The organism is Streptomyces antarcticus (genome assembly GCF_026627255.1).
In the GTDB taxonomy this organism is placed as follows: Bacteria; Actinomycetota; Actinomycetes; order Streptomycetales; family Streptomycetaceae; genus Streptomyces; species Streptomyces antarcticus.
Map to the genome: position 1 here is coordinate 1 of NZ_JAPNLM010000005.1, position 22,392 is coordinate 22,392.

Here is a 22,392-nt window from a genome sequence, read left to right on the forward strand (position 1 = left end):
TGCCATCCACGACCCCACCCTCAACAGCGAACATGTTGCCATCGAGAGTGAGGCTGACAGAACCAGCATCCCGAACACCAACCGCCCGGTCACCCAGCCCGGCGAACGTTCGTGGACAACGCACTAGGTGGCGAGTGGACCGTCGAGAACAGCCAGGACCGGGCCCCCGGCCAGGCCGAGACCGATGGAGACCGCGGTGGCCGTGTATGCGGCTCCGCGCGCCCCACGGTCACCGCCGCGGAGCTTGTTCCCGGTGCCGCGTGACAGGGCGGGCATGATCCACCGCAGGTAGTAGAAGAGGGAGGCGACCGTGTTCACGGCGGCCAGCACGGCGAGCCAGGCGTAGTCGCCGTCGAAGGCGGCGCTGAACGCTTCGAGCTTGCCGACGAAGACCGCGGTGGGCGGGGTGCCCACGAGGCCCAGCAGACAGATGACGAGACTGACGGCCAGCAGCGGGCGCTGCCGGGCCAGGCCGCGGTAATCGTCGACGCTCAGGGCCCGGGGGAGGGCGCAGACCACCGCGAAGGCGCCGAGATTGGTGACGGCGTACGCGGCCGCGTAGAACAACAGTGCTTCCTGAGCCAGGTCCGAGCGTCCCGCCATGGCCACCGGCATCAGCAGGTAGCCGACCTGGCTGATCGTCGAGTAGGCCAGCAGACGCTTGACGTCCTGCTGGAAGAAGGCGGCCAGATTGCCGAGGCTCATGGATACGGCGGCGATCACGGAGATGAGCGCCGGCCACGGGAGCGTACTCCCCGACAGGACGACATCGCCGAGACGGAAGAGGGCCGCCAGGGCGCCGATTTTCGGCAGCGTGGTGAGCAGCGCGGCGACGGGAGGGCTGCTTCCCTGCACCGCGTCCGGCACCCAGAAGTGGGCCGGCGCGGCTCCGGCCTTGAACAGGATCCCGGCGAGGAGCCCGATGGTTCCGGTGGCGACGAGTACTTCGGGCGCGTCGCGAAGGGCGGCGCCGAGGGCCGGGTAGGCGGTGGCACGTCCGGTCGCATACAGGATGGTGATACCGGTCAGCATGAGGACGCCCAGCAGGGCGCCGATCACGTAGTACTTGAGCGCCGCCTCCGTACCGGGGCCGTCCTTGCGGAAGCCGGCGAGGGTATAGGCGGGGATGCTCGCGAGGAGATACCCGGCGGCGAGCAGAAGCAGGTCCTGTGCCCCGGCCAGAACGAGGGAGCCGAGGGCCGTGAGCTGGATGAGGACGAAGAACTCGCTCTCCCGGGGGTGCGCGTGCAGCGGGCTCGCGCTGAGGGCGAGTACCAGCACGGCGCCGCCAATGATCACGATCCGGGACGTGCTGGTGACCGGGTCGACGGCGTACGCGTCGCCGAAGGCCGTCAGGGGCGGACCGCTCGCCGCCACAGCGGCGGCGGTGATCCCGCCGACGCAGGCGACAACTGCCAGTGCGCCGACGATCCACTGCCGGTTCCGGGGCAGCCAGGCACCGAGCAGCAGTCCGAGGACGGCCGAGGCCGCGAGCAGGAGCTCGGGGAGGATGGCGAGAGGGTTCTCGTTCATGTCGGTCATCGGGCGAGCAGCTCCAGCACGGCCTGGGAGGCCGGCTCGATGACGTCGAGGAGGAAGCGCGGGGTCACGCCGAGGATCACGGCCAGGACCAGCAGTGGAACGATGGCGGCGCTCTCATGGAGGCGGATGTCGGGGAACGTACGCGGAGTGCCCGGGGCGTCGGGCAGCCGCAGGGGACCCATGAAGATCTGCTGCAGCGCGCGGAGGAACAGCCCGGCCGTGAGCACGATGCCCAGGACGCAGAGCGCGGTGGCCACAGGCCGTGGACCGAGGCTTCCCGTGAAGATCTGGAATTCCGCGATGAAGCCGGAGAACCCCGGCAGCCCCAGTGAGGCGAACGCGGCCACGCCGGTCATGGCGGCGAAGACGGGCGCGGCGACGGCGATCCCGGAGTAGGCGCCCATGTCGTGCGTGCGGCCGCGGTCGTACAGAACACCGGCGAGCAGGAACAGTGCGCCGGTGATCAGTCCATGGCTGACCATCTGGGTGACCGATCCGGTGATCGCGAGTGACCGGGCTTGTACGGGCCCCTGCGCGGTCGCGGCGGCAGCGCCGACCGCGAGGATGATGTACCCCATGTGGTTGACGGAGGTGTACGCGACCATGCGCTTGAAGTCCGTCTGGGCGAGAGCGACCAGCGCTCCGTGGAGGACCGAGACGACCCCGATGACGACGAGCACCAGGGCGTAACGGCGCCACGCGTCCGGAAGCATGGGCATGGCGATGCGCAGGAACCCGTACGTGCCCATCTTCAGGAGGACTCCGGCGAGGATCGCGGAGCCGACGGCGGGCGCCTCGGTGTGCGCGGGCGGCAGCCAGGTGTGGAAGGGCACCGTCGGGGTTTTCACGGCCAGCCCGACGACGATCGCGAGGAGGACCAGGCCGCCATATAGGGACCGGCCCGCGAGCGGGTTCTGCTTCGTCAGCTCGACCATGTCGAAGGTGTGCGGGGAGGCGGCCAGGTACAGGCCGATGAAGCCGAGCAGCAGAGCGAGTGAGCCGATGAAGGTGTAGAGGAAGAACTTCAGCGCCGCGCGGGCCGCGTCCCGGTGGCCCCATCCCACGATGATGAAGTACATCGCCACGATGGACAGGTCGAAGAAGACGAAGAACAGGATCAGGTCGAGGGCGACGAAGAGCCCGAGACAGGTGGTCTGCAGGAAGAGGAAGAGCGCGGCGAACTCACGGATCCGGCGGGTCTCCCGCAGTGAGTACAGGGCGCACGCGAAGAACAGCACGCAGGTCATCGCGAGCAGCGGCAACGACAGTCCGTCGACGCCTACGTGGTAGCCCACACCGGCGTTGGGAATCCACCGTGTGCGTACCTCGTACTGCATGCCGCCGCCCGAGCGGTAACCGGCCCACAGGGCGATGACCAGAGCGAGTTCCGCTGCGGTCGCTGCCACCCAGACGGTACGGAACAGCGTCTGTGGGGTACGGCGCGGCAGACCAAGGAACACCAGCGCGACGGCGGTTGGCGCGAAGACAAGGACGGTGAGCAAGCGGTCACCTCACGAGGACGAGCACGACAGCGAGGACGGTAAAGCCGGTGACGGCCTGGGCGAGGTACTGGTGCAGCTGACCGGTCTGCGGTCGACGGGCCCAACGGCCGAGCGCCCGAGCCGCACCCGCCACGGCGCCGACGCCGCCGTCGACCGCCCGCTCCAGGACGCCGTTCGTCCAGCGAGCGAGGTGCAGGCCGCCCCTGGCGGTACCGCTGACGCTTCTGTCGACGGCCCGTTCCACGGTGCTGTTCGTCCAGCGTGCGAAGTGGAGGGCGCCTGTGGCCGTACGGCTGACACCTCGGTCGAGAATCCGGTCGTCGAGGGTGGCCGCGGTACGGGCGGTCCACATGACGGGCGACACGACAAGGGCGTGGGCGGCACGCTCCAAGCCCAGCCAGTCCCGGCATGCTGCCTTCACCTGGGGCGGCAGCGGAAGCCGGCGGGACCCCCAGGTCCAGGTGGCCCCGGCCGCGGCGAGGGCAAGAGCGCCGGACGCCGCCAGCTCCCAGGCGTGCGGTGCTGGTCGACCCGGGGCGCCGAGGACGCGTCCGAACGCGTCGAGCACGGGAGGGAAGGCCAGGGGTGTCAGGGCAACGCAGGCGACGGCGAGCACAGCCAGCGGCGGCACCACGCCGCCGGGAACGGGGCGGACATCATCGCGCCGTGCGGCCGGATGCCATACGAACCACAGGAGCTTGGCGCTGTAGACGGCGGACAGCACGGCAGCGGCCAGCCCGGCGGCATACAGCCACGGATCACGGGCAAGGGCGCCGGCGAGCAGCACGTCCTTCGCGGCCCACAAGGACAGGGGAGGCAGCCCGGCCAGCGATACGGCGCCCACGGTGCAGATCACGCCCACCGCCCGGTGGTAGCGAGCGGCTCCGCGCAGCGAGGGGAGTCGTTGGGTTCCCCATGCGGCCAGCCAGACACCCGCCACGAGGAACAGCAGGCCCTTCGCGGCGGCGTGCGCGACGAGTTGCAGTGTTCCTCCGGTGGTGGCCCCTACTCCGGCGGCGAGCACCATGAAACCGATCTGGGCACAGGTGGACGCGGCGAGCAACTGCTTGAGATCGGTCTGGGCCACCGCGACGAGACCGAGGGCAATGGCCGTGGCCGCCCCTGTCCAGGCCACGACATCGCTGCCCCATCCCGAGGCATCCAACAGTGTTCCGGTCCGCAGCAGCAGGTACGCGCCGGCCACGACCATGGCTGCGGAGTGCAGCAGCGCGGAGACCGGGCTGGGTCCCTGCATCGCCCGCGACAGCCAGAAACTGAAGGGGAGTTGAGCGGACTTACCGAAGGCCGCAGCGATGACGCCCGCGGTGATGAGGGACAGCCAAGGGTCGCCGACCCGAGCGAGGCCGTCGAGGGTGAGAGTGCCGCCCTGGCCGCTGGCGAGGGCCGCGCCCGCGGCCAGATAGAGGCCGATGTCGGCGGTGCGTGTGGTCAGGAACGCGGTATTGGCGGCAGCGGTATGCTCCGGCTCCCGCCACCAGTAGCCGATCAGTGCCCAGGAGGTCGCGCCCATCACCTCCCAGCCCATGAGCAGAACCGGAAGAGTGACGGCGGTGACGGCGACCAGCATGCTCCCGGCGAAAAGGAGCATCAGCCCGAAGAAACGGGCGCGTGCCTCGTCGGCCCCGAACTCGGCCGCGCTGTAGAGCAGAACAGCCAGAGTGACCGCGGTGACGGTGACCACCAACACTCCGGACAGCCCGTCCACCGCCAGTCGTACTGGAAGCTGTTCGAGCAGTGGCGCCTCGGCGGCCGGTTGCCGCACCGCGGTCGCCACCGCCAGGCCGAGGGCGGCAACGCCGACACCGACCGCTACGCCCGGCGCGACCCGGTCCGCGGCCCGTCCGGTCAGCGCGAGCAGCGCACCCGCGGCCAGCGGTAGGGCGATGAGCGCCCACAGTAGAACGCTCACTCCTTCAGCTCCGCCGCCATGTCCGTCATATCGATCTCACGGGACCGGAAGAGGGCGGTGACCACGGCGAACCCTGTCGCCATCTCCAGGGCCATCGCCGTGATCGCGACGACCACGAGCACCTGCCCCTCGGCCGCGGCCGGAGCGATGTAACGCCAGGCGGAAGCGGCCGCGAGGATCACCCCGCCGAGCATCAGCTCCAGGCCCATCATCAGCATCACGATCGACTGCTGCGTCAGAGCGCCGAACAGGCCGACGCAGAACAACGCGGAGGCGAGGAGCAGGAACAGTTCGAGGTTCACCGGCCGACGCCGCCCCGTACCGGATCGGAGGCCTGCGGCGCCCGCAGATCGTCGCCGAAGCGGTCGTAGCGCCCGCGCCGGGTGGCCAGTACCACCGTGGCGACGATGGTGGCGAACAGGGCCATGCCCAGGACCATCATCGTGAGCATCTGCGGCCCCATCAGGGACATCCCGAGGTCCATGGTCGGGTCTGCCGGGGGCTTGCCCTGCCTGGCGGGCCAGGGTGCCAGCAGGACACCGGCAGCCAGCAGGACAAAGGCGATACCGCAGATGACGGCCGCGCCCTTCTTGTTGTGCGTCATCGTCATCGGCATGAGCCCGGCCGGATTCATCATGAACATCACCATGAAGACGGCCATGATGGCCATCTCGATGGTCATCATCAGCACGGTGACGATGCCTAGGTAGTCGAGGCCGAGCAGAAGCATCTCCCCACCCACGCACAGCAGCGAGGTCAGCAGCGAGAACGTCGCGCGCGCCATGGAATCGAACCGGAAGACCATGACACCGCTGACCACCGCCAGGGCGGCCAGCAGGCCGAAAGCCACGTCATTCATCGTGCGGGGCACCTCCGTCCTGTCATCGGTTCAGCACCACCACGGCAACCACCAGGGCCTGGGCCACCGCCAGCGGCGTCAGCACGACCCATGCCAGCTCCACATAGCGCTCCATCCGTACGGTCGGAATCCTCCGCCGAGCCCACACCAGAAAGGCCAGCACAACGGCCGTCTTCAGCAGCGTCCAGGCCCAGCCGGGAAGCAGCGGGCCGTGACCGCCGCCCAGGAAGAGCGGCACGCTGAATGCGGCCGCGACCACGAACAACAGCCAGCGCCCGCTGAGGAACACAATCCGGTCCACGCCCGACAGCTCGGCCGCCGCTCCTCCTGCCACATCGCGTCCGGCCGGCTGGTCGAACGGGCCCCAGAAGGACATCGCGAGCGCGCTCAGCAGGTAGATCCCGAACGCCGCCGGCATCCACACCGCGAACCACAACCCGGCCTGGGCGTCCACCACATCGCCTACCCGCAGAGACTCAGCGCCCAGCGCGGCGGTGGTGATCGCCAGCATGTGCGGCAGCTCGTACGCCAGCCCCTGAGCCAGAAACCGATAGCCGCCGATCAGCGAAAGCGTCGAGTTGGGGCCCCATCCGGTCAGCCATACCGCCGCCCAGGCAAGCGCCTCCATCGCGTTGAACCAGACGATCCCCTCCGGTAGATCGCTCACCGACCGGAAACCGAGCGGTAGGACGACCGCGGCCAGGACGGCCGCCACCGGAAGCAGCGTGCTCCCCAACCGAGTCAGCGGCACATCGGCCGCACGCGTGCGGCGGGGCTGCTGAACGAGCAGTCGTAGCGCTTCGCGGCCCGGCCATGCCGCCCGAGCTCCCGCCCCGAGCACGGCGTCGAAGGAGGCGACAGCCCAGGCCGCACCAGCCAGGACCGCCGGCAGGGCGAGCACGGCCCACAGCGGAGCCGGATCAGTCATCGGCCGGCCCCCGCACGGGCGGAGCCGCCCAGGTGAACTCATCGAGGTCGGGATCGAGGCTCGCGACGATGAGCCGCGCACAGGCGAACTCAGCACCCTCCAAAAGGCCCGGGAGCACATCCAGCAGCGCCTGCGACGGGAGGTTCGCACCGTCGGTTCTTCCCCGAGGACCGGTCACGTCGGCTGCGCCGAGCGTGCCGGGGGCATCGCAGTCGCCCGCGCTGCGCTCGATCTGGTCGAGCCAGACGAGCACCCTGCCGTGCACGTCCCCGTCCGCCACCAGCGCAGGACCTGTCACGCCGAGGTGGTGTGCATGCTCGCTGGGCAGGACGCCGAGCCCTGCTGTCAGCCACCGCAACGTCCGCGAACGCCGGATGCGACGGATCAAGGGGACTACGGACGACGTGAGTTCGGTGGCTGCCACACCTGCCAGCGCGCGATCGCGTACGTGCCGCGCTTCGGCTGCCGCGTCGTCCCAGCCGGCCACGGCGAGGAACCGGCCGAGGCTGTCCAGATGAGCCGCACACAGCCGCCGCGCCGCATCGCCGCGGGCTACGCGCTCGCCGGCGGATGCACGTAGCCAGGGCTCGTTCCAGAAGGGCGGACGGGCAGTGATGGGGGCGGCGATCCGTTCGACGGCGGCTTGCTGCACGACATCGCCTTGGAGCTCCAGCCGCAGTACGAGCCCTGCCGGCCAGTCGGCCAGCACCGGCCCGAGAGGTACATGCAGCCGGTCGAGCCGAAGGCCGTCGCGGTCATCCGCCCGTGCCGCCATGGGCAGCCCGGCGACAACCCCCATGTCGTGGTCGCCGTGCATACCGTGCGCGGCGTGACCGTTGTGGCCTTCGTGTGACGCGTGTCCCTCGTGCGCGCCATGCTGATGCGCTCCCGCGGAGCTGCCGTTGGTGTGCTCACTGCCGTGCGAGTTGTGGTCGTCGTGTGTATGCCGACCGGATTCCGGGGCGGGATCCGGGCTCTCCTGATGCTCATGATGTCCGCGGTGGAGGTCGCCGTCGGTCTGCTCGTGGCGGCCGACGTGGTGCTGGTGCGCTCCGCTGAGCAGGTCGGCGCGCCCCCGATCGAGGGCCTCGACGGCCCGTTCCACCGCCGAGGCGGTCACGCGAGCCTTGGGCGCCGGAATACCGAGCCACAGTCGCTCGGCCCAGTCATCCTCTGCGGTCGTGGCCTCGCCTACGCAGACGAGCAGATTCGCGGAGGCAGGCCCTGCGGCACATGGCCAGCCCCGGCGCACCAACTCCGCCTCGACGAACAACCGCTCCCGAGTGGCCCCGGGACGCACCGCCAACAGGACACCCGGCCGCGCCGTGGCCGCCCGGAGGAGCCGGCTCTTCAACTCCACCGGAACGCCCCCTCACGCCAGGCGTAACCCACTCCGGCGAGGAGCACTCCGAGGAAGAGGAACATCTCGATGACCGCACTTGGGCCGACCTCGGAGACGACCTTCGTCCACGGGTACATGAAGAGCATTTCCATGTCGAAGGCGAGAAAGACCATCGTCACGGGATACCAGCGCACGTGGAATCGCGAGAGCGGGTGCTCCCGAGGCTCGAGTCCTCCGCTGAACGGGCCGGTGCGCAGGGGTTCACGAACGGCGCACACCGCGATGGCGACAGCGTGGAGCAGGGCGATCGCCGCAAGGACCAGCACGAGCAGGATGAAGACCGGCTGCCAGTCGGAGGTTTGCACCCGAGCCCCTTCCCGGCGGTCGGGTCTCAGCACGACCACCGGGACGCAGCATCTCAGCCGACTCCGTCGGACGGAGCGCGCAACACCATAGAGACCGGGACAATTCCCTCTGCCGTTACGGCGAGGCTCCCGGTCGCCAGGTCACCTTCCGACCGCTTGCTTCTGCGAGGGCTCGGTCTCGGCCCCGTCCTCCGACACGTCCTCCACACCCGGGTGCCGACGCGCCGAGATCACGAGATACGCGACGGCGCCCACGAAGACCACGACAGACGTCCAGTTGTTCAGCCGGAACCCGAGGAAGCTGTGGGCTTCATCGATCCGCAGGTACTCGATCCAGAAGCGCCCGGCGCTGTACGCCGCCGCATAGAGGGCGAAGGTCCTGCCGTGCCCAAGGGCCCACCTGCGGCTCGCCCAGATCAGCAGTACCGCCACGCCCACGTTCCACAGCGATTCGTAGAGGAAAGTGGGGTGGTACGTCGCCAGGTCGATGGTCTCGGACGGCCGGTGGTCGCGGTCGATCTCCAGGCCCCAGGGGAGTGTGGTGGGCTTGCCGTAAAGCTCTTGGTTGAACCAGTTGCCCCACCGGCCGATCGCCTGGGCCAGCGCGACTCCGGGCGCGACGGTGTCCGCGAAGGCAAGGAATGACACGCCGTGCCGTCGGCAGCCGATCCACGCGCCGACGCCACCCAGCGCGATCGCCCCCCAGATGCCCAGACCGCCCTCCCAGATGTAGAGCGCGCGGATCGGATCGCCGCCCGCTCCGAAGTACGCCTCCGGGCTGGTGATCACGTGGTACAACCGTCCGCCGACCAGGCCGAAGGGGACGGCCCATATGGCGATGTCGCCTATCGTCTCCTTGTACCCGCCCCGTGCCGCCCAGCGTCGGCTGCCGAGCCATACGGCGACGAAAATGCCGAGGATGATGCAGAAGGCGTAAGCCCTCAGTGGAATGGGTCCCAGGTTGACGACGCCGGTCGACGGGCTGGGCAAAAAGGCGAGGTCCATTTCTGCACTATACGAGATTCAGCTAAGTAGATTAGTAAGACCTTCGTCACGCTTGAGGTCCGCCGTCGGCGGATTCGCACGTGCCCTTCGCCGTAGCCGCAGCAGGGTCGCGAGGCCCGCGAGGGCCGGTGCGCCCAGCAGGAGCTCCGGCCACGCGCCGAGCCGGGCGGCCAAGGTGTTCCCCTCGGCGAGCGGAAGTCGCTCCACCAGGTAACCGCCGCGCCAGGTGCCCAGCCGGTCGGTGACCCTCCCGTCCGGCGTGACGAGGGCGCTGACACCGCTCGTGGACGCCAGCGCGACCGACCGTCCGTACTCGATCGCACGGATCCGGGCCATGGCGAGCTGCTGCTCGGACTGGCCGGCCTGCACGCCGCGCTCGTACGTGGCGTTGTTGGTCTGGACGACCAGAAGATTGGCTCCCGCCAGTACGGTGTCGCGGACTCGCCCGTCGTAAGCGATCTCGTAGCAGATCACATCGCCGAGCCGTACCGGGCCCGCGATTAGAGGTGCCTGCGAGGACCCGGCGGCGAAGTCCCGGGGGATGAGCTGCAGCGCGCCGAACCCGCCGAGCAGCGACCGTGCCGGGATGTACTCGCCGAACGGGACGAGCTGGCGTTTGGCGTACGAAGCGACCGGTCCCTGCTCAGGCAGCCAAAGCTGTCCCGCGTTGTACGACTGGTCGCCCGGCCCGTCCGGGATGGCCCCGATCAGCAGCGGACGGTCCAGCTGCCGCACGGAATCCGCCACCAGGGCGCCCAGCTCCAGGTCTCGCTGGGGATCGCTGTCCAGGGAGTTCTCGGGCCACAGCACCACGTCGGGACTGGGAACCTCACCTCGGCGGACGGCGTTGGCCAGCTCCTGGGTCTGCCGGGCATGGTTCTGTGCCACCCCGCGGACACGCGCTTGCTCGGCCAGCGAGCGCTCGCGTTCGACATTGCCCTGCACGACGGCCACCACCGCGCTCCGCCCCGACGGCGCCGCGGCAGGGATCAGCAGCGGTGCGACCACCAGTGCGACCACACCGCACGACGCGACCGCACTCGACCGCCGGTGACCGCCCCGCCAGGTCGTCACGCCGTACACCAGCAGCGACCCCAGCAGCGCCGTGACGAAGGAGAGCGCGGCAGCGCCACCGACCGAGGCCCACTCGCCCCACGGCGCATCCGCCTGGCCGAAGGCGAGCCTGCCCCACGGGAAACCGCCGAGCGGGGCACGCCCCCGAAGCGCCTCGACCGCGACCCACCAGGCAGCGGTGAACAACGGCCACGCACGCAGAGAGAGCAGCCGCGGCAGGAGCATCGCGGCGAGGGCCACGAGCAGGGTCTGGACCGCGGTCAGCGCGAGCCATGGCAGCACGCCGAGATTGGAGAGCCAGACGATCAGCGGACCGAAGAAGGCTGTTCCGAAGACGGCGCCGGCGGCGAAGGCCGACCGGCAGGACCTGCCCCGGACCGCGACGATCAGTAGCGCCGGCCCGAGCGGTGCGAGGAACCACATGCCGACGGGCGGGAACGAGGCGTAGAGGAGGAGGCCGCCGAGCGCCGCCGCTGCCCAGGTACTCAGGGTCGTGCGAGGCGGTCGTGCATGGCGCTCGCTGCTGCTCACGAAGGAACGGGGCAGCTGGCGGCCGTACGGAGTCGGCGGATCAGCGCGAAGAGCAGGAGGCCGACCGAGGCCACGGCAAGCAGTGGCTGAAGCGGCGCCCAGTACGAGAGCGCACCGGTCACCCCGATGGCCAGGACAACCAGCTTGTTGCAGATGGGGCAGCCGACCGCGAACGCCGACAGCAGGCCGGCGCCCAGGGCGCGGGCCGTCGCCGGACGCTCCTTCGTCTCCGCCTCGGCGGATGACGGCTCGCCGGCGCGGACGTACGTGGCTACGAGCAGACCCTCGAGGAGGGAGCTCACCAGCCACACCGGATAGTTCCACCACAGCACCGGCGTCATGCGCGTGTAGAACGGCGAAGCCACCACACCGGTGGGGACTCCGATGACAAGGGCGGCGAGCACGGCGACCGCAGCCGCGACGGCCCATCTACGGGCGGGCCAGCTGCCCATGTGTGGCTCCTTCGAGGGGAGCCGCCGACCGGTTGAGCTGGACGGGGGAGCCTGCTCATCATTGCCGGCCGACGGCTGACCCACATAGTAAATTACGAAGTTGTTTAGTAGCAACGGTGTCGAATGTCACCGCCGTGGCGTGGACCGCGGGAATGGCCGACGATGGTGAGCGTCGGGGCCGCATGCTGCTCGACCGGACCGGGCAACGGCCAAGAGGATCGCCGCCGCCAGGCCGCATAGGGCGATGGAGGCGGCGTGTACGCCTTTGGGGGGGTCGGCTGCCGACGGGCGTGCTACGAGAGAGCGCTGCCCTTCTTCCACGTGACCCAGTCGACGTTCCAGTCGCCGTAGCCGTTGTTGACGGCCACCGTGTCCACCGAGTTCACAACCGTCACGGGATCACCGGGATTGACCTGGTCGTAGAACCACTTGGCGTCCTCGGTGCTCATGCCGATGCAACCGTGGCTGGCGTTGACGCGGCCGAACTTGCCCTCGTTCCACGGGGCCGCGTGCGCGTACGTGCCCGACGGAGTGAGCTGGACGTCCCACTTCACGTCCTCCATGTCGTACGCCTCAGGCCCGAAGATGCCGACCGTGGCGGAGTTCATCCGGATGGACGGGACCTTGCTCAGGACGACCATGGTGCCGTTCCAGGTCTCGAAGTCCTTCTTGCCGGTGGAGACGTTCAGCGTCCTGAGTACCTTGCCGTTCTTGGCGACGGTCATGGTCTTCTTCTCGACATCGACCGTGCTGGTCACTGCGTCACCGATGCGGAAGTTCACCTCACGCTGCTGCGTGCCGTACACGCCGCCGCCGGCGTCGACTCCGGCAAGGTCCATGCGCAGGGTGACGTCGGTCCCGGGCTTCCAGTACTCCTTCGGCCGGTAGTCGACACGGTCCTTCCCGTCGCGGTCCTTCATCCAGCTCCACGATCCGTCAACAGCCGGCGACGCGGTGACCGCCAGCTTGCGCTCGACGGCCGCCTTGTCCTGAATGGGTTTGTTGAAGGTGATCGAGACGGGCATCGCGACGCCCACGGTCGAGCCCTTGTTGACGTTGTACGTGCCGACGAAAGTGTTCGCAGCCGCTTGCGTGGTGAAGGAAGCGGTCTTGGTCAGCTTGGCCCCGCCGTTATCCGCGCCCTGCGCTGTCACCGTGTACTCGGCGCCTGGAGCGAGTGGACTCGAGGAAGTCCAGACGGACTTGTCCGGGGACAAGGTGCCCGCGACCGTGCCGTGGCCGGGTGAGCTCACCTCCACGGAGGTCAGGGAGCCCCCTTCGGCCTTGACGGTGATCTTCTGCGACACGGGCACCGGGGTTTCGCCGGAGCCGGTGTCCACGACTATCGCGGAAGGGCCACTGTTCTTGGCGTCCTCGACGGCAGTTGTGCTGGAGCCGCTCTTGTTCTGTCCGGCCGCGCTGCACCCGGCCAGGGCAAGGCCGACGGCCGCGGTGAGCGCGAGCGATCGTACGCCCCTACGGCCCCTTGGCGGACTCTGCTGCATGACGTCTTGTCTCCATTCCTAATAAGCTAAGTGTCTTAGTAGACGACTGTCGGCGCGACCTGGTTCCCGGTTTCCAGGAGTGGCCGGACAGGCGAACGCCGCGGTCGCTTCGGGGGCTGGCGCCCCCTCGGTCGGTCAGTGAGCGTGACCGTCGTCCGCCTCGGCTGTCCCACCCTGACTCGGGGCAGCGGGATCCTTCGGGGCCGTGGATCCTCCGGGGGATGCGGGGGATTCGTTTTCTGTGCCGTGGTCGTCAGGCTCTTCGGCGCCTCCGCCGTGACTGTGGCCGCCTCCGGACGTCTCGGCGGCCATCCCGTCGGCAATCACGTTCAGGCCGAAGTAGGCACCTGCCGCGATGAGCAGTACGGCGAGTCCCATGGGGCCGAAGATGCGGCGCCAGGAGGCGTCCGCGTCTTTGAGCACGAAGGCCACGAAGGAAACCACTATGCCCATGGGGACGAGTGCGGCGCCTCGGGCGGGGAAGTCGTCGAAGTGCTGCAGGCCGCCGCTCAGCATGCCGATCCCGAACGACAGCAGGAGCGAGGCGCCGATCACCATGAGTGCCCGTGGCAGGGAGGGTCGGTCGCTGGCGAGCAGGAATTCGTTGACCAATGTGGCGAGCAAGAAGACGAAGACACCGATGACGCCCACGACCGTGTATCTGGCCGGATCCAGCGGGTGGTGGACGACAGCCCCGCTGATGAGACCGGCGCCGACGAAGTACAGCACGTACCCGATGTAGCGGCCGGCCAGGGGAGGAGTGCGGCGGGCGCGATGCGACCGGGCCCGCTGCCTTGCGGCGGCACGGCCTCCGGACGCGGGCTGAGGCGCGAGGCGCGGAGTCGGCTGGTCGGTGAGGAGCGACAAGACGAGGCCTTTCATGATCTGAGGCATGGGCAAGTGACCCGCGAGCCCGGACGGGGGCGCGTAGGTGCGAGCCGGTACGAGAAGGAAGGGAATCCGCCGACGGAGCTGCCGCTGGAGCGTGCAGCGAGCGAACGTCTCAGGGGGCCTTGGCAGGCCGACCGGACGTGGCGGGGAAGGGGCGAAGGTGGGGGGAGGCTGTGAGCGGGCTAAACGCGCAGGATCGCTGGCGCGCCACTCGGGCCGCCGGGTTGCACGGCCATGGCGGAGCCTGCGAGAGAGCCCGCTGCCTGGTGATTCGGGAGAGTTGCTCCGAGAGGCGACACGGCCGGCGCGGACACATTGAAGCCGCCGGTCGGCTGACCAGCCGCGCAGACCTCAATGGTGTGCGGAGACTCGTGGCTGCCGTCGTGGCATTCGTCGGTGGTCGGCAAGCCTGTAGCGCTGGTGGGGGCAGCGGCGACGACGCCTGAGGAGAGATGCGCGGCGGCACTTCCGCTGTCCATGCCGTGGGTGTACAGCAGCCCGAGGAGCAGCGCTCCGAGCCACAGCAGACGGGACAGCTGCGGCACCCGGGAGCGGGTGGCCGGCAGGGCTGCGACCGTCGGTTTCGTGACCACGCCGTGATGATAGCCAGCCCGGGAAGTGGCGCTGACATCGGGGCCCGGTTCTTGTTCCGTCGCGCGCCCGCCGAAGGCGGCGGCTGGTGGAGGACGGCGTAACTGCGCGCCCTTGGGGTGCAGCGTGGCGTCGTCAAGACGGGGCTTGAGGAACATCCATGTCAGATCGTGCGCTAACGGCGTGGTGTACGAGAGCGGGGACGGCCGGGCCGTGACGTGAAGAGAGCCGTACGGGTTGGTGTTGTTGTGACGCAATACCTGGCCCGTACGGCTCTCTCGCATCGTATCTGTACTGGCATCTCTCGGCGTCGACTTGGCGCCCTCATCGTCGGGTTGGCTGACCCGTGGATGGCGCGGGAAGACTCTCGGCTGCGTGAACGCCGAGGTCATGAGCGTCTGCGGGCCGAGGGCGGCGGACCTGGCCATCAACTGGTCTTCACCGATCGGGTGATCGCCACCCTGGTGGTCCTGCGGTTCCAGCTACCACATGCGGCTCTGGCCGTCTTCTACGGCGTGGACCGCTCCACCATCACCCGGGCCGTCCACGAGATCCGCCCCCTGCTGGCCCGCCGCGGCTTCGCGATCCCCGGCGAGGCCGGACTGCGCCTGCACACGCTGGCTGACGTCTTCGCCTACGCCGACGCGCAGGGCGTTGAGCTGCGGCTCGACGGCACCGAGGTGCGCGTACGACGCCCGAAGGCAGGTCGGCCCGGACGGCGGGCCTTCGTCTCCGGCAAGATGCGGCAGAACACGAAGAAGGCCACCGTCATCACCGACGAGAAGGGCCGCACCCTGTGGACGGGCGCGATCCGGCCGGGCCGTATGCACGATCAGACGGCGGTGAACCGAGGGGATCGGCGACCTGTTCGAGCAATATCCCAAGGTCAAGGCCAAGGTCGACGCCGGATACCGGGGCCTGGCCAAACGGTTTCCCGACCAGGTTCAGGCACCGCCGAAGAAGCCCGGGAAGGACGCCCCCGCCGAGGAGGTCAAGGTGTGGGAGGAGGCGCGCAAGCGGCAGTCCTCGGAGCGGATCTGCGTCGAGCACGCCAACGCCGAGCACAAGCAGTGGCGGCCCCTCCAGCGGTACACCGGACGCCGCGAGTACTACGACCAGACCCACCTGGCGATCGCCGGACTCGTCTCCGACCGCACCGCAGAGCGGTGATCACCCACCAGCCGACCCGCCAGGCCAACACGCCCCGACCTCAGTCGTGCACCACGTCGTAAGCCTGCGTCGGCCCTGGCGGGCGGCTGACGGAGTGTCGGCGGCGGGGGCAGTCTGAAGTCTTCCCACAGATAACGCCCTATCATCTGCGGTATCCCTGAGTGCGACCTGCGGGGATGTCTTCCGCACGCTGCGTGAAGCGCCCTGTTATCTGTGCCAAGGGAGAAGCGGTGTCCTCCGGCGTTCTGTTGCCGACCGGGAAGGCACTGACTGTCCGGACGGCAGCCGACGCCTTCCTCGACTCGCTCGGCAATCCGAACACCGTCCGGAACTACGGCATCGCCGTCGGGAAGACCGCCGAGCGGATCGGCGGGGGCCGGCCGTTCGCCTCGGTGGCGGACGACGAGATCGGCGAGGCGCTGGAACTGCTATGGGGCCGCTCGGCGGTGAGTACCTGGAACGCCCGCCGGGGCGCGGTGCTCTCCTGGACCGGCTGGTGCGCGGAGCGCGGCTACGACGGGCCCGCCGTCCCGGGATGGGCGAAGCGGCTGCCGCCTCCCGACTCGGACACCCCGGTGCACTCGAAGATGATGATCGACCGGCTGATCGCCCGCCGCGACGTCCACCTGCGGGAGAAGACGCTGTGGCGGATGCTCTACGAGAGAGCGGAGGAGATCCCGGGCGTGAACATCAAGGACCTGGACTTCGCCGGGCGTCGCTGCCCCGTCAGGGCCTGCTTGCCCCGGGCGACGGCCGCCGGTAGGCGCTACCGGCTGAGGGCGTCGAGGGTGGCGGCGAGGTCGGCGGTGCGGGGCTGGTTGTGGGGGAGTTTGGCGAGCAGGGCGGCCATGCCGCAAGTGTTGGTGGCGGCGGAGAAGACCAGGCCGCCTCCGATCGCGGCGGACAGCCAGCGGGCGGGCCGGTAGCGGGTGCCGAGCGCGAGGCCGGCGACGACGAGGGAGCCGGCGGCGAGGCGGACCTGGCGTTCCATGGGCCAGGTGGTCCTGGCGGCGGTGTCGCGGTCGACCCGGTGGCCCTGTGCGGTCCAGGCGGTGGTGCCGCCGGTGAGGGTGGTGGCGGGGATGTCGGCGGCGCTGAGCTGCTCGCAGGCGGTGGCGGAGCGGTTGCCGGAGGCGCACACCATGAGCAGTTCGCCGCGGGCGGCTGCGGCTTTGAGGGCGGGCAGGGCGGTGTGCAGGTGGTCGAGGGGGATGTTGTGGGCGCCGGGGAGGTGGCCGGCGGCGTATTCGCTGGGGGTGCGCACGTCGATGACGGTGTAGGTGCTCAGGCGGTCGGCGGCCTGGGTGGGGTGGATGGCGGCGGGGGTGCTCATGAGTGTGGGTTTCCCTTTCGGTTCTTCGTCCGGGTCACGGGTGTCCCGAACGGACTAGAATACCCTAGGGGGTATCTATGGAGGAGGAAGTATGGAGCTGGAGATGGCGGCCGATGAGCTCAGAAGCGTGCTCAACCGGTTGCGGCGGGCGCAGGGGCAGATCGCGGGGATCATCAAGATGATCGAGGAAGGCCGGGACTGCGAGGATGTGATCACGCAGCTGGCGGCGGTCTCCCGGGCGCTGGACCGGGCCGGGTTCGCGATCATCGCGACGGGTCTGCAGCACTGCATGGCCGAGGGCGGGCAGGCGGCCGGGGACCGGGACCAGATGCGCGCCCGTCTGGAGAAGCTGTTCCTGTCGCTGGCCTGAGCCGCAGGGCACCTCATGTCAGGGCGTCGGCGAGCATGAAGGCGGCCACGGCCAGCAGGAGGAACGCGAAGAGGCGCTGCAGACGGGGTCCGGAAACCCTGGCGGCGAGGCGTTTGCCGTCCCAGGCGCCCAGAATTGCGGCTCCGATGAACGGGCCGATCACAGCCCAGTCGAGCGAGAAGGCGGCGCCGGAGCGGGTGGCGAGGGAGGCCAGGGAGTTGACCGTGATGACCAGCAGGCTGGTGCCGACGGCTGCTTGCATCTCGAAGGCCAGCACGGTGACCAGGGCGGGGACGGCGAGGAACCCGCCGCCCACGCCCAGCAGTCCGGTCAGCGCCCCCAGGCCCGCCCCGGTCCCTGCGGCCCTGCCCGGCCGCACCCCGCCGCCGGTGGCACCGGCCGTGTCGGCGGGCCGGAGCATTCTGGCTGCGGCGAGGGCGGCGACGGCCGCGAAGGCGACGGTGAGGGCGGCCTGGGGCAGGCGGGCCGCTGCGGCTCCGGCGAGGGCGGCGGGGAGGATACCGGCGGCGGCGAACGCCGCTCCGGCCTTCCACCGCACGTGCCCGGCCAGGGCGTGGGTGTACAGGGCGGTGGCGGAGGTGGCGGTGACGATGACCAGGCTTGCGGTGGTGGCCGCCGCGGGGGTGAAGCCGAGCAGGTAGATCAGCGCGGGCACCGCCAGGACGCTGCCGCCACCGCCGAGCGCGCCGAGCGCCAGGCCGACCACGGCACCCGCAACCAGGGCCAGGATCAGAGCACTCACGCTATCCGGCCGTCCTGCCCGCGCTCGTCCACGACCGGCAGCCCGGCCTTCGCCCAGGCGTTCATGCCGCCGGCGACGTCGACGGCGTCGATGCCGCGGGAGGTCAGGATCTTGGCGGCCTGCTGAGAGCGGTGCCCGGAGCGGCAGATCGCCACCACCGGCCGGCCCTGCACCGCGGCCGGCAGGACGGTGCCGGCCAGCAGGCGGGTCAGCGGCAGATGAACGGCGCCGGGCGCGTGCCCGGCCTTCCACTCCGGCACTTCGCGGACATCGAGCAGCACCGCGGCGGCATCGCCGGTGCGGGCGCGCGCCTGCTGGGGGGTGAGGCGGTCTGTGCGGTGTCGGAAAAGGAACATGACGTGCCCTTGCTTGTGTGCGGGGTGCGGTCAGGGACAGGGGCGGGTGACGGTCAGGTGCGCGGCGCGGGCGGCGTCGAAGCTGTCGTCGACGGCGACCACGTCGCGTCCGGCGGCGTCCAGGAGCGAGGCGGCGATCGCCGCGCGCATCCCGCCCGCGCAGTGCACCCACACGGTGCCCTGCGGCACTTCGCCGGTCCGGCCGTGCAGCTCGTGGATCGGAATGTGCACCGAGTCCTCGACGTAGCCGTTCGCGCGCTCGGAATCCCGGCGCACATCCAGCACCACCACTTCCTCCCCGCGCTCACGCACCCCGGCGAGGTCGGCGAAGGTCGCGCGGGGGAAGGAGGCAAGCTCCTCGCCCTCGCGGACCCAGGAAGCCGGGTCGCCGGTGGCGGCAGCGGTCGGGCGGTCGATGCCGACCCGGGCCAGCTCACGCTGCGCCTGGGCGATCTGCCCGGGAGTGTCGGCGAGCAGGGTGACGGGCTTGCCCCACGGGATCAGCCAGGCCAGATACGTGGCGAGCTTGCCCTCGCCCTCGAAGTTGAACGCCCCGGCCACATGGCCTTCGGCGAAAGCGACCCGGCTGCGCAGGTCCACCACCCACTCCCCGGCCGCGAGCCGCTTCGCGATCCGCTCGGCATCGGCCGGCGCGGGCGGGGTCAGGTCGATGGGGGCGGGGCCGGCGGCGTTGGCCGGGCCCATGTGCGCGTAGTAGGCGGGCACGTCCTCCAGGCCGGCGAGCATCCGCGCGACGAAGGTGTCCACGTCCAGGGTGAGCGCGTCGTTGCTTGTGCGCTCCTGGCCGATTGTCGTCGCCTCCCCCTCGGCCTGGGAGGAGGAGCAGAAACTGCCGAACCCGTGGGTGGGCAGCACCGGCACCGCATCGTCCAGCTCGTCGGCCAGGCGGTGGGCGGAGGCGTGCTGGGCCCGGGCCAGTTCCTCGGTCAGCCGCGGCTCGACCAGGTCGGGGCGGCCCACCGTGCCGATCAGCAGCGACCCGCCGGTGAACGCCGCCACACCGCGCCCGTCCTCCTCCAGCACGTAGGAGGTGTGGTGCGGGGTGTGCCCCGGGGTGGCGACCGCACGCAGCACCAGGTGCCCGTCCACGCCGACCGTGTCACCGTCGGCGACGGGGGTGCGGGCGAAGGACACGTTGGCCGCGGTCGGCACCAGGTAGGCGGCGCCGGTGACACGGGCCAGTTCCAGGCCGCCGCTGACGTAGTCGTTGTGCACGTGGGTCTCCGCCACGTACGCGATGCGCACCCCGCGCCTCGCGGCGGCGGCGATCACCTGGTCGATGTCGCGGGGCGGGTCGATGACGACCGCACTGCGGGCGTCGCCGGCCAGGTAGCTGCGGTTGCCCAGGCCCTCGAACTCCAGGGTGTCGACGAAATACACGGCTACGACTCCTTCACCAGATGGGATTTACCCCCGGGGGTATTTGATACTCACCCTAACAGCGATACCCAGGGGGGTATTCCTGGGGTCGGGAGGCCCTGTTCGACATTGCGTCCACCTCGGCGGGTACCCGGTGGGGTATCAGGGGATTCCCTTGTGCACCGACCCGAAGGAGCAGCGCACCGTGTCCTACGACCGCACCGTCCGCCTGGCCACCACCGACTTCGACACCGCCACCGCCGCGGTCCGCCAGGCACTGGCCGACCAGGGGTTCGGCATTCTCACCGAGATCGACGTGAGGGCCACCCTGAAGGCCAAACTCGGTCACGACATGGAGGACTACCTGATCCTGGGCGCCTGCAACCCGCCGCTCGCCCACCGGGCACTGGAAGCCGACCGCTCCATCGGCCTGCTCCTGCCGTGCAACGTCGTCGTCCGCCGCGACGGCGACCACACGCTCGTCCAGGCCCTCGATCCGGGCACCATGGCCACCCTCACCGGCCTCGACACCCTCAAGCCGGTCGCCGAGGAAGCCACCGCGCGCCTGGACGCCGCCCTGAACGCCCTGCCCGCCGCCTGAGAGGCGTCGGTACCAGAGAACGGCCCGCCGACCGCGCGACCGCCCCGGGTCCTTGCCGACGCCGATGGCGAAAGGCCGGTACAAGAGGCCGGAGAACGACCGCCGGCACCACAAGCCCTCTCCGCGCAGGCCCGCGCGGAAACCGGCCTGCCCTGGCAGATGCCCGGGGCGGTGGCACGTCTAGGCTGCTCACGCGCCTACCGGGAGGGGAAAGACCGTGGCGGACGAGCAGGAGCTGGCTGAGATCCAGCGGCGGCACTGGCAGGACACTTATGCCGCGCACCCGGGCATGTACGGCGAGGAGCCGTCCACCCCCGCCGTCCACGCCGCCGCCGTGTTCAGTGCGGCGGAAGCCAGGGACGTGCTGGAGCTGGGGGCCGGGCACGGCCGCGACGCGCTGTTCTTCGCCCGCGAGGGCTTCACCGTCCAGGCGACCGACTTCAGCCCCGTCGGGCTGGAGCAGCTGCGCGACGTAGCCCGCTCTCAGGGAGTCGACGCGCGGGTGATCACCGCGGTACACGACGTACGCGAGCCGCTGGCGCTCCCCGACGCCTCGGTGGACGCCGTCTTCGCGCACATGCTGCTGTGCATGGCGCTGTCGACGCACGAGATCCACGCCCTGGTCGGCGAGGTCCACCGTGTTCTGCGGCCCGGTGGCGTCTTCGTCTACACCGTGCGGCACACCGGCGACGCCCACTACGGCACCGGCACCGTGCACGGCGACGACATCTTCGAGCACGGCGGCTTCGCGGTCCACTTCTTCGGCCGCACCCTGGTCGAGGCCCTCGCCGACGGCTGGATGCTGAACGAGGTCCACGCCTTCGAGGAAGGCGAGCTGCCCCGCCGTCTGTGGCGCGTCACCCAGACCCTGCCCCGATGACCGGGACCCCGCGCCGTCGGCGGACATCACCGTCGACGGCACCGGCCCGCTGTGCGTCACCCTCCTGCTGAGGCTGCGTGCCGGCATCGCCGGCGCCGTCGCGGGCATAGTCGTCCGCGCCATAGCCACCGACCCCGCCGCCGCCCCGCTCGACCTGCCCGCGTGGTGCCACATGACCGGCCACACCTATCTCGGCCTCGTCCCGGTCGGGAGGCACCGCGAGGTCGGCGGCTTGTCCCGCGCCGAGGCCGAGGCCGAGCACCAGGTACCGGTTGCCGCCGGTCGGGCCGCCGGGGAAGTCCCACATGGTGCGCCCCAGCGTGTTGCGCCACCGTCGCAGCAGCACGTTCCGGTGGACGCCTGCCTGGTAGTTCGGCTCGTTGCAAGCGAACGCGCGGGCGGCGGCGGGATCGGGTAGGCCGACGATGTACACGCTGGCAGTGGGTGTGTCGCCGTCGCCGGCGAGGGTCGGGCCCCGGGCGCTTCACTTGGCGATAAGGCACCCGGAAGTGGAAGAACCCCCTGGCCACAGCAGCCGAGACTCAGTGAGGCTCAGAACAACTCACGGGATGTCGCACAGTAGCGATGCGGTCGATGCGGTGGCTGTTCAACAAGTCGGAGAAGGAGTAGCCCGCGTAACAGAATCGACCAAACCGGCATCTCTAGGTGCGCTCTGGGCCAAACTCTGAACAGCATCAGTAAGGGGGGATCATGGCCAGGCTCATCGAGGCATCTCGCAGCATCTATGTAGTCGTGATCGTCGGAAGTATCACGGTGGTACTCGGGATCACGGCCGCAGCTGTCTACTTCAATTCGTCCGGCGCGACGGGTGACACTCTGCTCAAGCTGTTCGGTCAAAGCTTCGAGTCCGCCAACGTAGGTATCGCGGCCATTTTCATAGGCGGCGTAGTCGTGGTCATGCTGATCAGGAGAGTTATGCGATCGCTGGACCACACCGTGAGAACCGAGAGCGCCGAGCGACACCGCGAAGAGGAGACCCGCTAGCTACCGCAAGGAGGGGG

22 protein-coding genes and 3 pseudogenes are annotated in these 22,392 nt (G+C 69.9%); 6 read left to right on the top strand and 19 right to left on the bottom strand.

Annotated features, from left to right (window positions below; translation table 11 throughout):
- Window positions 1–123 precede the first annotated feature (123 nt).
- The 14 genes from OTB16_RS09950 to OTB16_RS10015 all read right to left on the bottom strand — a co-directional run bounded on the left by OTB16_RS09950 (window position 124) and on the right by OTB16_RS10015 (window position 14,909).
- Window positions 124–1,542, bottom strand: a complete 1,419-nt coding sequence (locus OTB16_RS09950) for an NADH-quinone oxidoreductase subunit N (protein WP_267719650.1) — start codon at window positions 1,540–1,542, stop codon at window positions 124–126.
- Entirely contained in the window at window positions 1,539–3,044 is a 1,506-nt protein-coding gene (locus tag OTB16_RS09955; RefSeq protein ID WP_267719651.1) for a complex I subunit 4 family protein, read from the bottom strand. Before OTB16_RS09955 ends, OTB16_RS09950 begins: the two co-directional genes overlap by 4 nt.
- Before the next feature lie 4 nt (window positions 3,045–3,048).
- Entirely contained in the window at window positions 3,049–4,974 is a 1,926-nt protein-coding gene (locus tag OTB16_RS09960) for an NADH-quinone oxidoreductase subunit 5 family protein (protein WP_267719653.1), read from the bottom strand.
- Entirely contained in the window at window positions 4,971–5,276 is a 306-nt protein-coding gene (locus tag OTB16_RS09965) for an NADH-quinone oxidoreductase subunit NuoK (protein WP_266448361.1), read from the bottom strand. The genes OTB16_RS09960 and OTB16_RS09965 overlap by 4 nt, the downstream gene beginning before the upstream one ends.
- Window positions 5,273–5,833 carry an NADH-quinone oxidoreductase subunit J gene (locus tag OTB16_RS09970; protein WP_267719654.1) on the bottom strand — a complete coding sequence of 187 codons (561 nt, stop codon included), beginning with the start codon at window positions 5,831–5,833 and terminating at the stop codon, window positions 5,273–5,275. Before OTB16_RS09970 ends, OTB16_RS09965 begins: the two co-directional genes overlap by 4 nt.
- A gap of 22 nt (window positions 5,834–5,855) precedes the next feature.
- Window positions 5,856–6,761 carry an NADH-quinone oxidoreductase subunit H gene (locus OTB16_RS09975; RefSeq protein ID WP_267719655.1) on the bottom strand — a complete coding sequence of 302 codons (906 nt, stop codon included), beginning with the start codon at window positions 6,759–6,761 and terminating at the stop codon, window positions 5,856–5,858.
- Window positions 6,754–8,121 (bottom strand): hypothetical protein, encoded by a 1,368-nt coding sequence (locus tag OTB16_RS09980; protein ID WP_267719656.1) that lies wholly within the window; start codon window positions 8,119–8,121, stop codon window positions 6,754–6,756. The genes OTB16_RS09975 and OTB16_RS09980 overlap by 8 nt, the downstream gene beginning before the upstream one ends.
- Entirely contained in the window at window positions 8,112–8,468 is a 357-nt protein-coding gene (locus OTB16_RS09985; RefSeq protein WP_267719657.1) for an NADH-quinone oxidoreductase subunit A, read from the bottom strand. Before OTB16_RS09985 ends, OTB16_RS09980 begins: the two co-directional genes overlap by 10 nt.
- 141 nt (window positions 8,469–8,609) lie before the next feature.
- Entirely contained in the window at window positions 8,610–9,473 is an 864-nt protein-coding gene (gene lgt, locus OTB16_RS09990; protein ID WP_267719658.1) for a prolipoprotein diacylglyceryl transferase, read from the bottom strand.
- A gap of 18 nt (window positions 9,474–9,491) precedes the next feature.
- Window positions 9,492–11,078, bottom strand: coding sequence for an apolipoprotein N-acyltransferase (gene lnt / locus OTB16_RS09995; protein ID WP_267719659.1), 1,587 nt, complete (start codon window positions 11,076–11,078; stop codon window positions 9,492–9,494).
- Window positions 11,075–11,530, bottom strand: coding sequence for a hypothetical protein (locus OTB16_RS10000; RefSeq protein ID WP_267719660.1), 456 nt, complete (start codon window positions 11,528–11,530; stop codon window positions 11,075–11,077). Before OTB16_RS10000 ends, lnt begins: the two co-directional genes overlap by 4 nt.
- A gap of 293 nt (window positions 11,531–11,823) precedes the next feature.
- Entirely contained in the window at window positions 11,824–13,035 is a 1,212-nt protein-coding gene (locus OTB16_RS10005) for a L,D-transpeptidase (protein WP_267719661.1), read from the bottom strand.
- 135 nt (window positions 13,036–13,170) lie between these two features.
- On the bottom strand, window positions 13,171–13,764 hold the full coding sequence (locus OTB16_RS10010; RefSeq protein ID WP_267719662.1) for a hypothetical protein: 594 nt from the start codon (window positions 13,762–13,764) through the stop codon (window positions 13,171–13,173).
- A 344-nt stretch (window positions 13,765–14,108) separates the two neighbouring features.
- Window positions 14,109–14,909 (bottom strand): hypothetical protein, encoded by an 801-nt coding sequence (locus tag OTB16_RS10015; protein ID WP_267720028.1) that lies wholly within the window; start codon window positions 14,907–14,909, stop codon window positions 14,109–14,111.
- Between OTB16_RS10015 and OTB16_RS10020 the strand changes: the two are divergent.
- Both OTB16_RS10020 and OTB16_RS10025 read left to right on the top strand, forming a co-directional pair.
- A pseudogene (locus tag OTB16_RS10020) lies at window positions 14,868–15,687 on the top strand (transposase). The gene OTB16_RS10015 and the pseudogene OTB16_RS10020 overlap by 42 nt on opposite strands.
- A 230-nt stretch (window positions 15,688–15,917) precedes the next feature.
- Window positions 15,918–16,421: pseudogene (locus OTB16_RS10025) on the top strand (site-specific integrase); the annotation flags it as partial.
- Between the two features lie 32 nt (window positions 16,422–16,453).
- On the opposite strand, the gene OTB16_RS10030 reads toward OTB16_RS10025, so the two are convergent.
- Window positions 16,454–17,020, bottom strand: a complete 567-nt coding sequence (locus OTB16_RS10030) for a rhodanese-like domain-containing protein (protein WP_267719663.1) — start codon at window positions 17,018–17,020, stop codon at window positions 16,454–16,456.
- Between the two features lie 91 nt (window positions 17,021–17,111).
- Between OTB16_RS10030 and OTB16_RS10035 the strand changes: the two genes are divergently transcribed.
- On the top strand, window positions 17,112–17,390 hold the full coding sequence (locus OTB16_RS10035; RefSeq protein WP_267719664.1) for a metal-sensitive transcriptional regulator: 279 nt from the start codon (window positions 17,112–17,114) through the stop codon (window positions 17,388–17,390).
- A 13-nt stretch (window positions 17,391–17,403) separates the two neighbouring features.
- Here OTB16_RS10035 and OTB16_RS10040 read toward each other — a convergent pair whose 3' ends face one another.
- Genes OTB16_RS10040 through OTB16_RS10050 form a run of 3 tightly spaced genes read right to left on the bottom strand, consistent with a single transcriptional unit; the run spans window position 17,404 to window position 19,910 of the window.
- Complete coding sequence (locus OTB16_RS10040) at window positions 17,404–18,153, bottom strand: sulfite exporter TauE/SafE family protein (protein WP_267719665.1); 750 nt, start codon at window positions 18,151–18,153, stop codon at window positions 17,404–17,406.
- Window positions 18,150–18,509 carry a rhodanese-like domain-containing protein gene (locus OTB16_RS10045; protein ID WP_267719666.1) on the bottom strand — a complete coding sequence of 120 codons (360 nt, stop codon included), beginning with the start codon at window positions 18,507–18,509 and terminating at the stop codon, window positions 18,150–18,152. Before OTB16_RS10045 ends, OTB16_RS10040 begins: the two co-directional genes overlap by 4 nt.
- A 30-nt stretch (window positions 18,510–18,539) precedes the next feature.
- Window positions 18,540–19,910, bottom strand: a complete 1,371-nt coding sequence (locus OTB16_RS10050) for an MBL fold metallo-hydrolase (RefSeq protein ID WP_267719667.1) — start codon at window positions 19,908–19,910, stop codon at window positions 18,540–18,542.
- Between the two features lie 184 nt (window positions 19,911–20,094).
- Between OTB16_RS10050 and OTB16_RS10055 the strand changes: the two genes are divergently transcribed.
- Both OTB16_RS10055 and OTB16_RS10060 read left to right on the top strand, forming a co-directional pair.
- Window positions 20,095–20,490, top strand: coding sequence for a DUF302 domain-containing protein (locus tag OTB16_RS10055; protein ID WP_267720006.1), 396 nt, complete (start codon window positions 20,095–20,097; stop codon window positions 20,488–20,490).
- Window positions 20,491–20,707: 217 nt separating this feature from the next.
- Window positions 20,708–21,370: a class I SAM-dependent methyltransferase gene (locus OTB16_RS10060; protein WP_267719668.1), complete on the top strand. Its 663-nt coding sequence runs from the start codon at window positions 20,708–20,710 to the stop codon at window positions 21,368–21,370.
- On the opposite strand, the pseudogene OTB16_RS39495 reads toward OTB16_RS10060, so the two are convergent.
- Window positions 21,348–21,851 (bottom strand): annotated as a pseudogene (locus OTB16_RS39495) (YciI family protein); the annotation flags it as partial. The gene OTB16_RS10060 and the pseudogene OTB16_RS39495 sit on opposite strands and share 23 nt — an antisense overlap.
- A 230-nt stretch (window positions 21,852–22,081) precedes the next feature.
- On the opposite strand from OTB16_RS39495, the gene OTB16_RS10070 reads away from it, so the two are divergent.
- On the top strand, window positions 22,082–22,375 hold the full coding sequence (locus OTB16_RS10070) for a hypothetical protein (RefSeq protein WP_267719669.1): 294 nt from the start codon (window positions 22,082–22,084) through the stop codon (window positions 22,373–22,375).
- Window positions 22,376–22,392: the final 17 nt, after the last annotated feature.

Bases quoted from the DNA above. Each gene is read 5' to 3' on its own strand.
- OTB16_RS09950 (WP_267719650.1), bottom strand. From the start codon at position 1,542: ATGACCGACATGAACGAGAACCCTCTCGCCATCCTCCCCGAGCTCCTG.
- OTB16_RS09970 (WP_267719654.1), bottom strand. From the start codon at position 5,833: ATGAATGACGTGGCTTTCGGCCTGCTGGCCGCCCTGGCGGTGGTCAGC.
- OTB16_RS09975 (WP_267719655.1), bottom strand. From the start codon at position 6,761: ATGACTGATCCGGCTCCGCTGTGGGCCGTGCTCGCCCTGCCGGCGGTC.
- lgt (WP_267719658.1), bottom strand. From the start codon at position 9,473: ATGGACCTCGCCTTTTTGCCCAGCCCGTCGACCGGCGTCGTCAACCTG.
- OTB16_RS10000 (WP_267719660.1), bottom strand. From the start codon at position 11,530: ATGGGCAGCTGGCCCGCCCGTAGATGGGCCGTCGCGGCTGCGGTCGCC.
- OTB16_RS10005 (WP_267719661.1), bottom strand. From the start codon at position 13,035: ATGCAGCAGAGTCCGCCAAGGGGCCGTAGGGGCGTACGATCGCTCGCG.
- OTB16_RS10015 (WP_267720028.1), bottom strand. From the start codon at position 14,909: ATGACCTCGGCGTTCACGCAGCCGAGAGTCTTCCCGCGCCATCCACGG.
- OTB16_RS10030 (WP_267719663.1), bottom strand. From the start codon at position 17,020: ATGAGCACCCCCGCCGCCATCCACCCCACCCAGGCCGCCGACCGCCTG.
- OTB16_RS10035 (WP_267719664.1), top strand. From the start codon at position 17,112: ATGGAGCTGGAGATGGCGGCCGATGAGCTCAGAAGCGTGCTCAACCGG.
- OTB16_RS10045 (WP_267719666.1), bottom strand. From the start codon at position 18,509: ATGTTCCTTTTCCGACACCGCACAGACCGCCTCACCCCCCAGCAGGCG.
- OTB16_RS10070 (WP_267719669.1), top strand. From the start codon at position 22,082: ATGGCCAGGCTCATCGAGGCATCTCGCAGCATCTATGTAGTCGTGATC.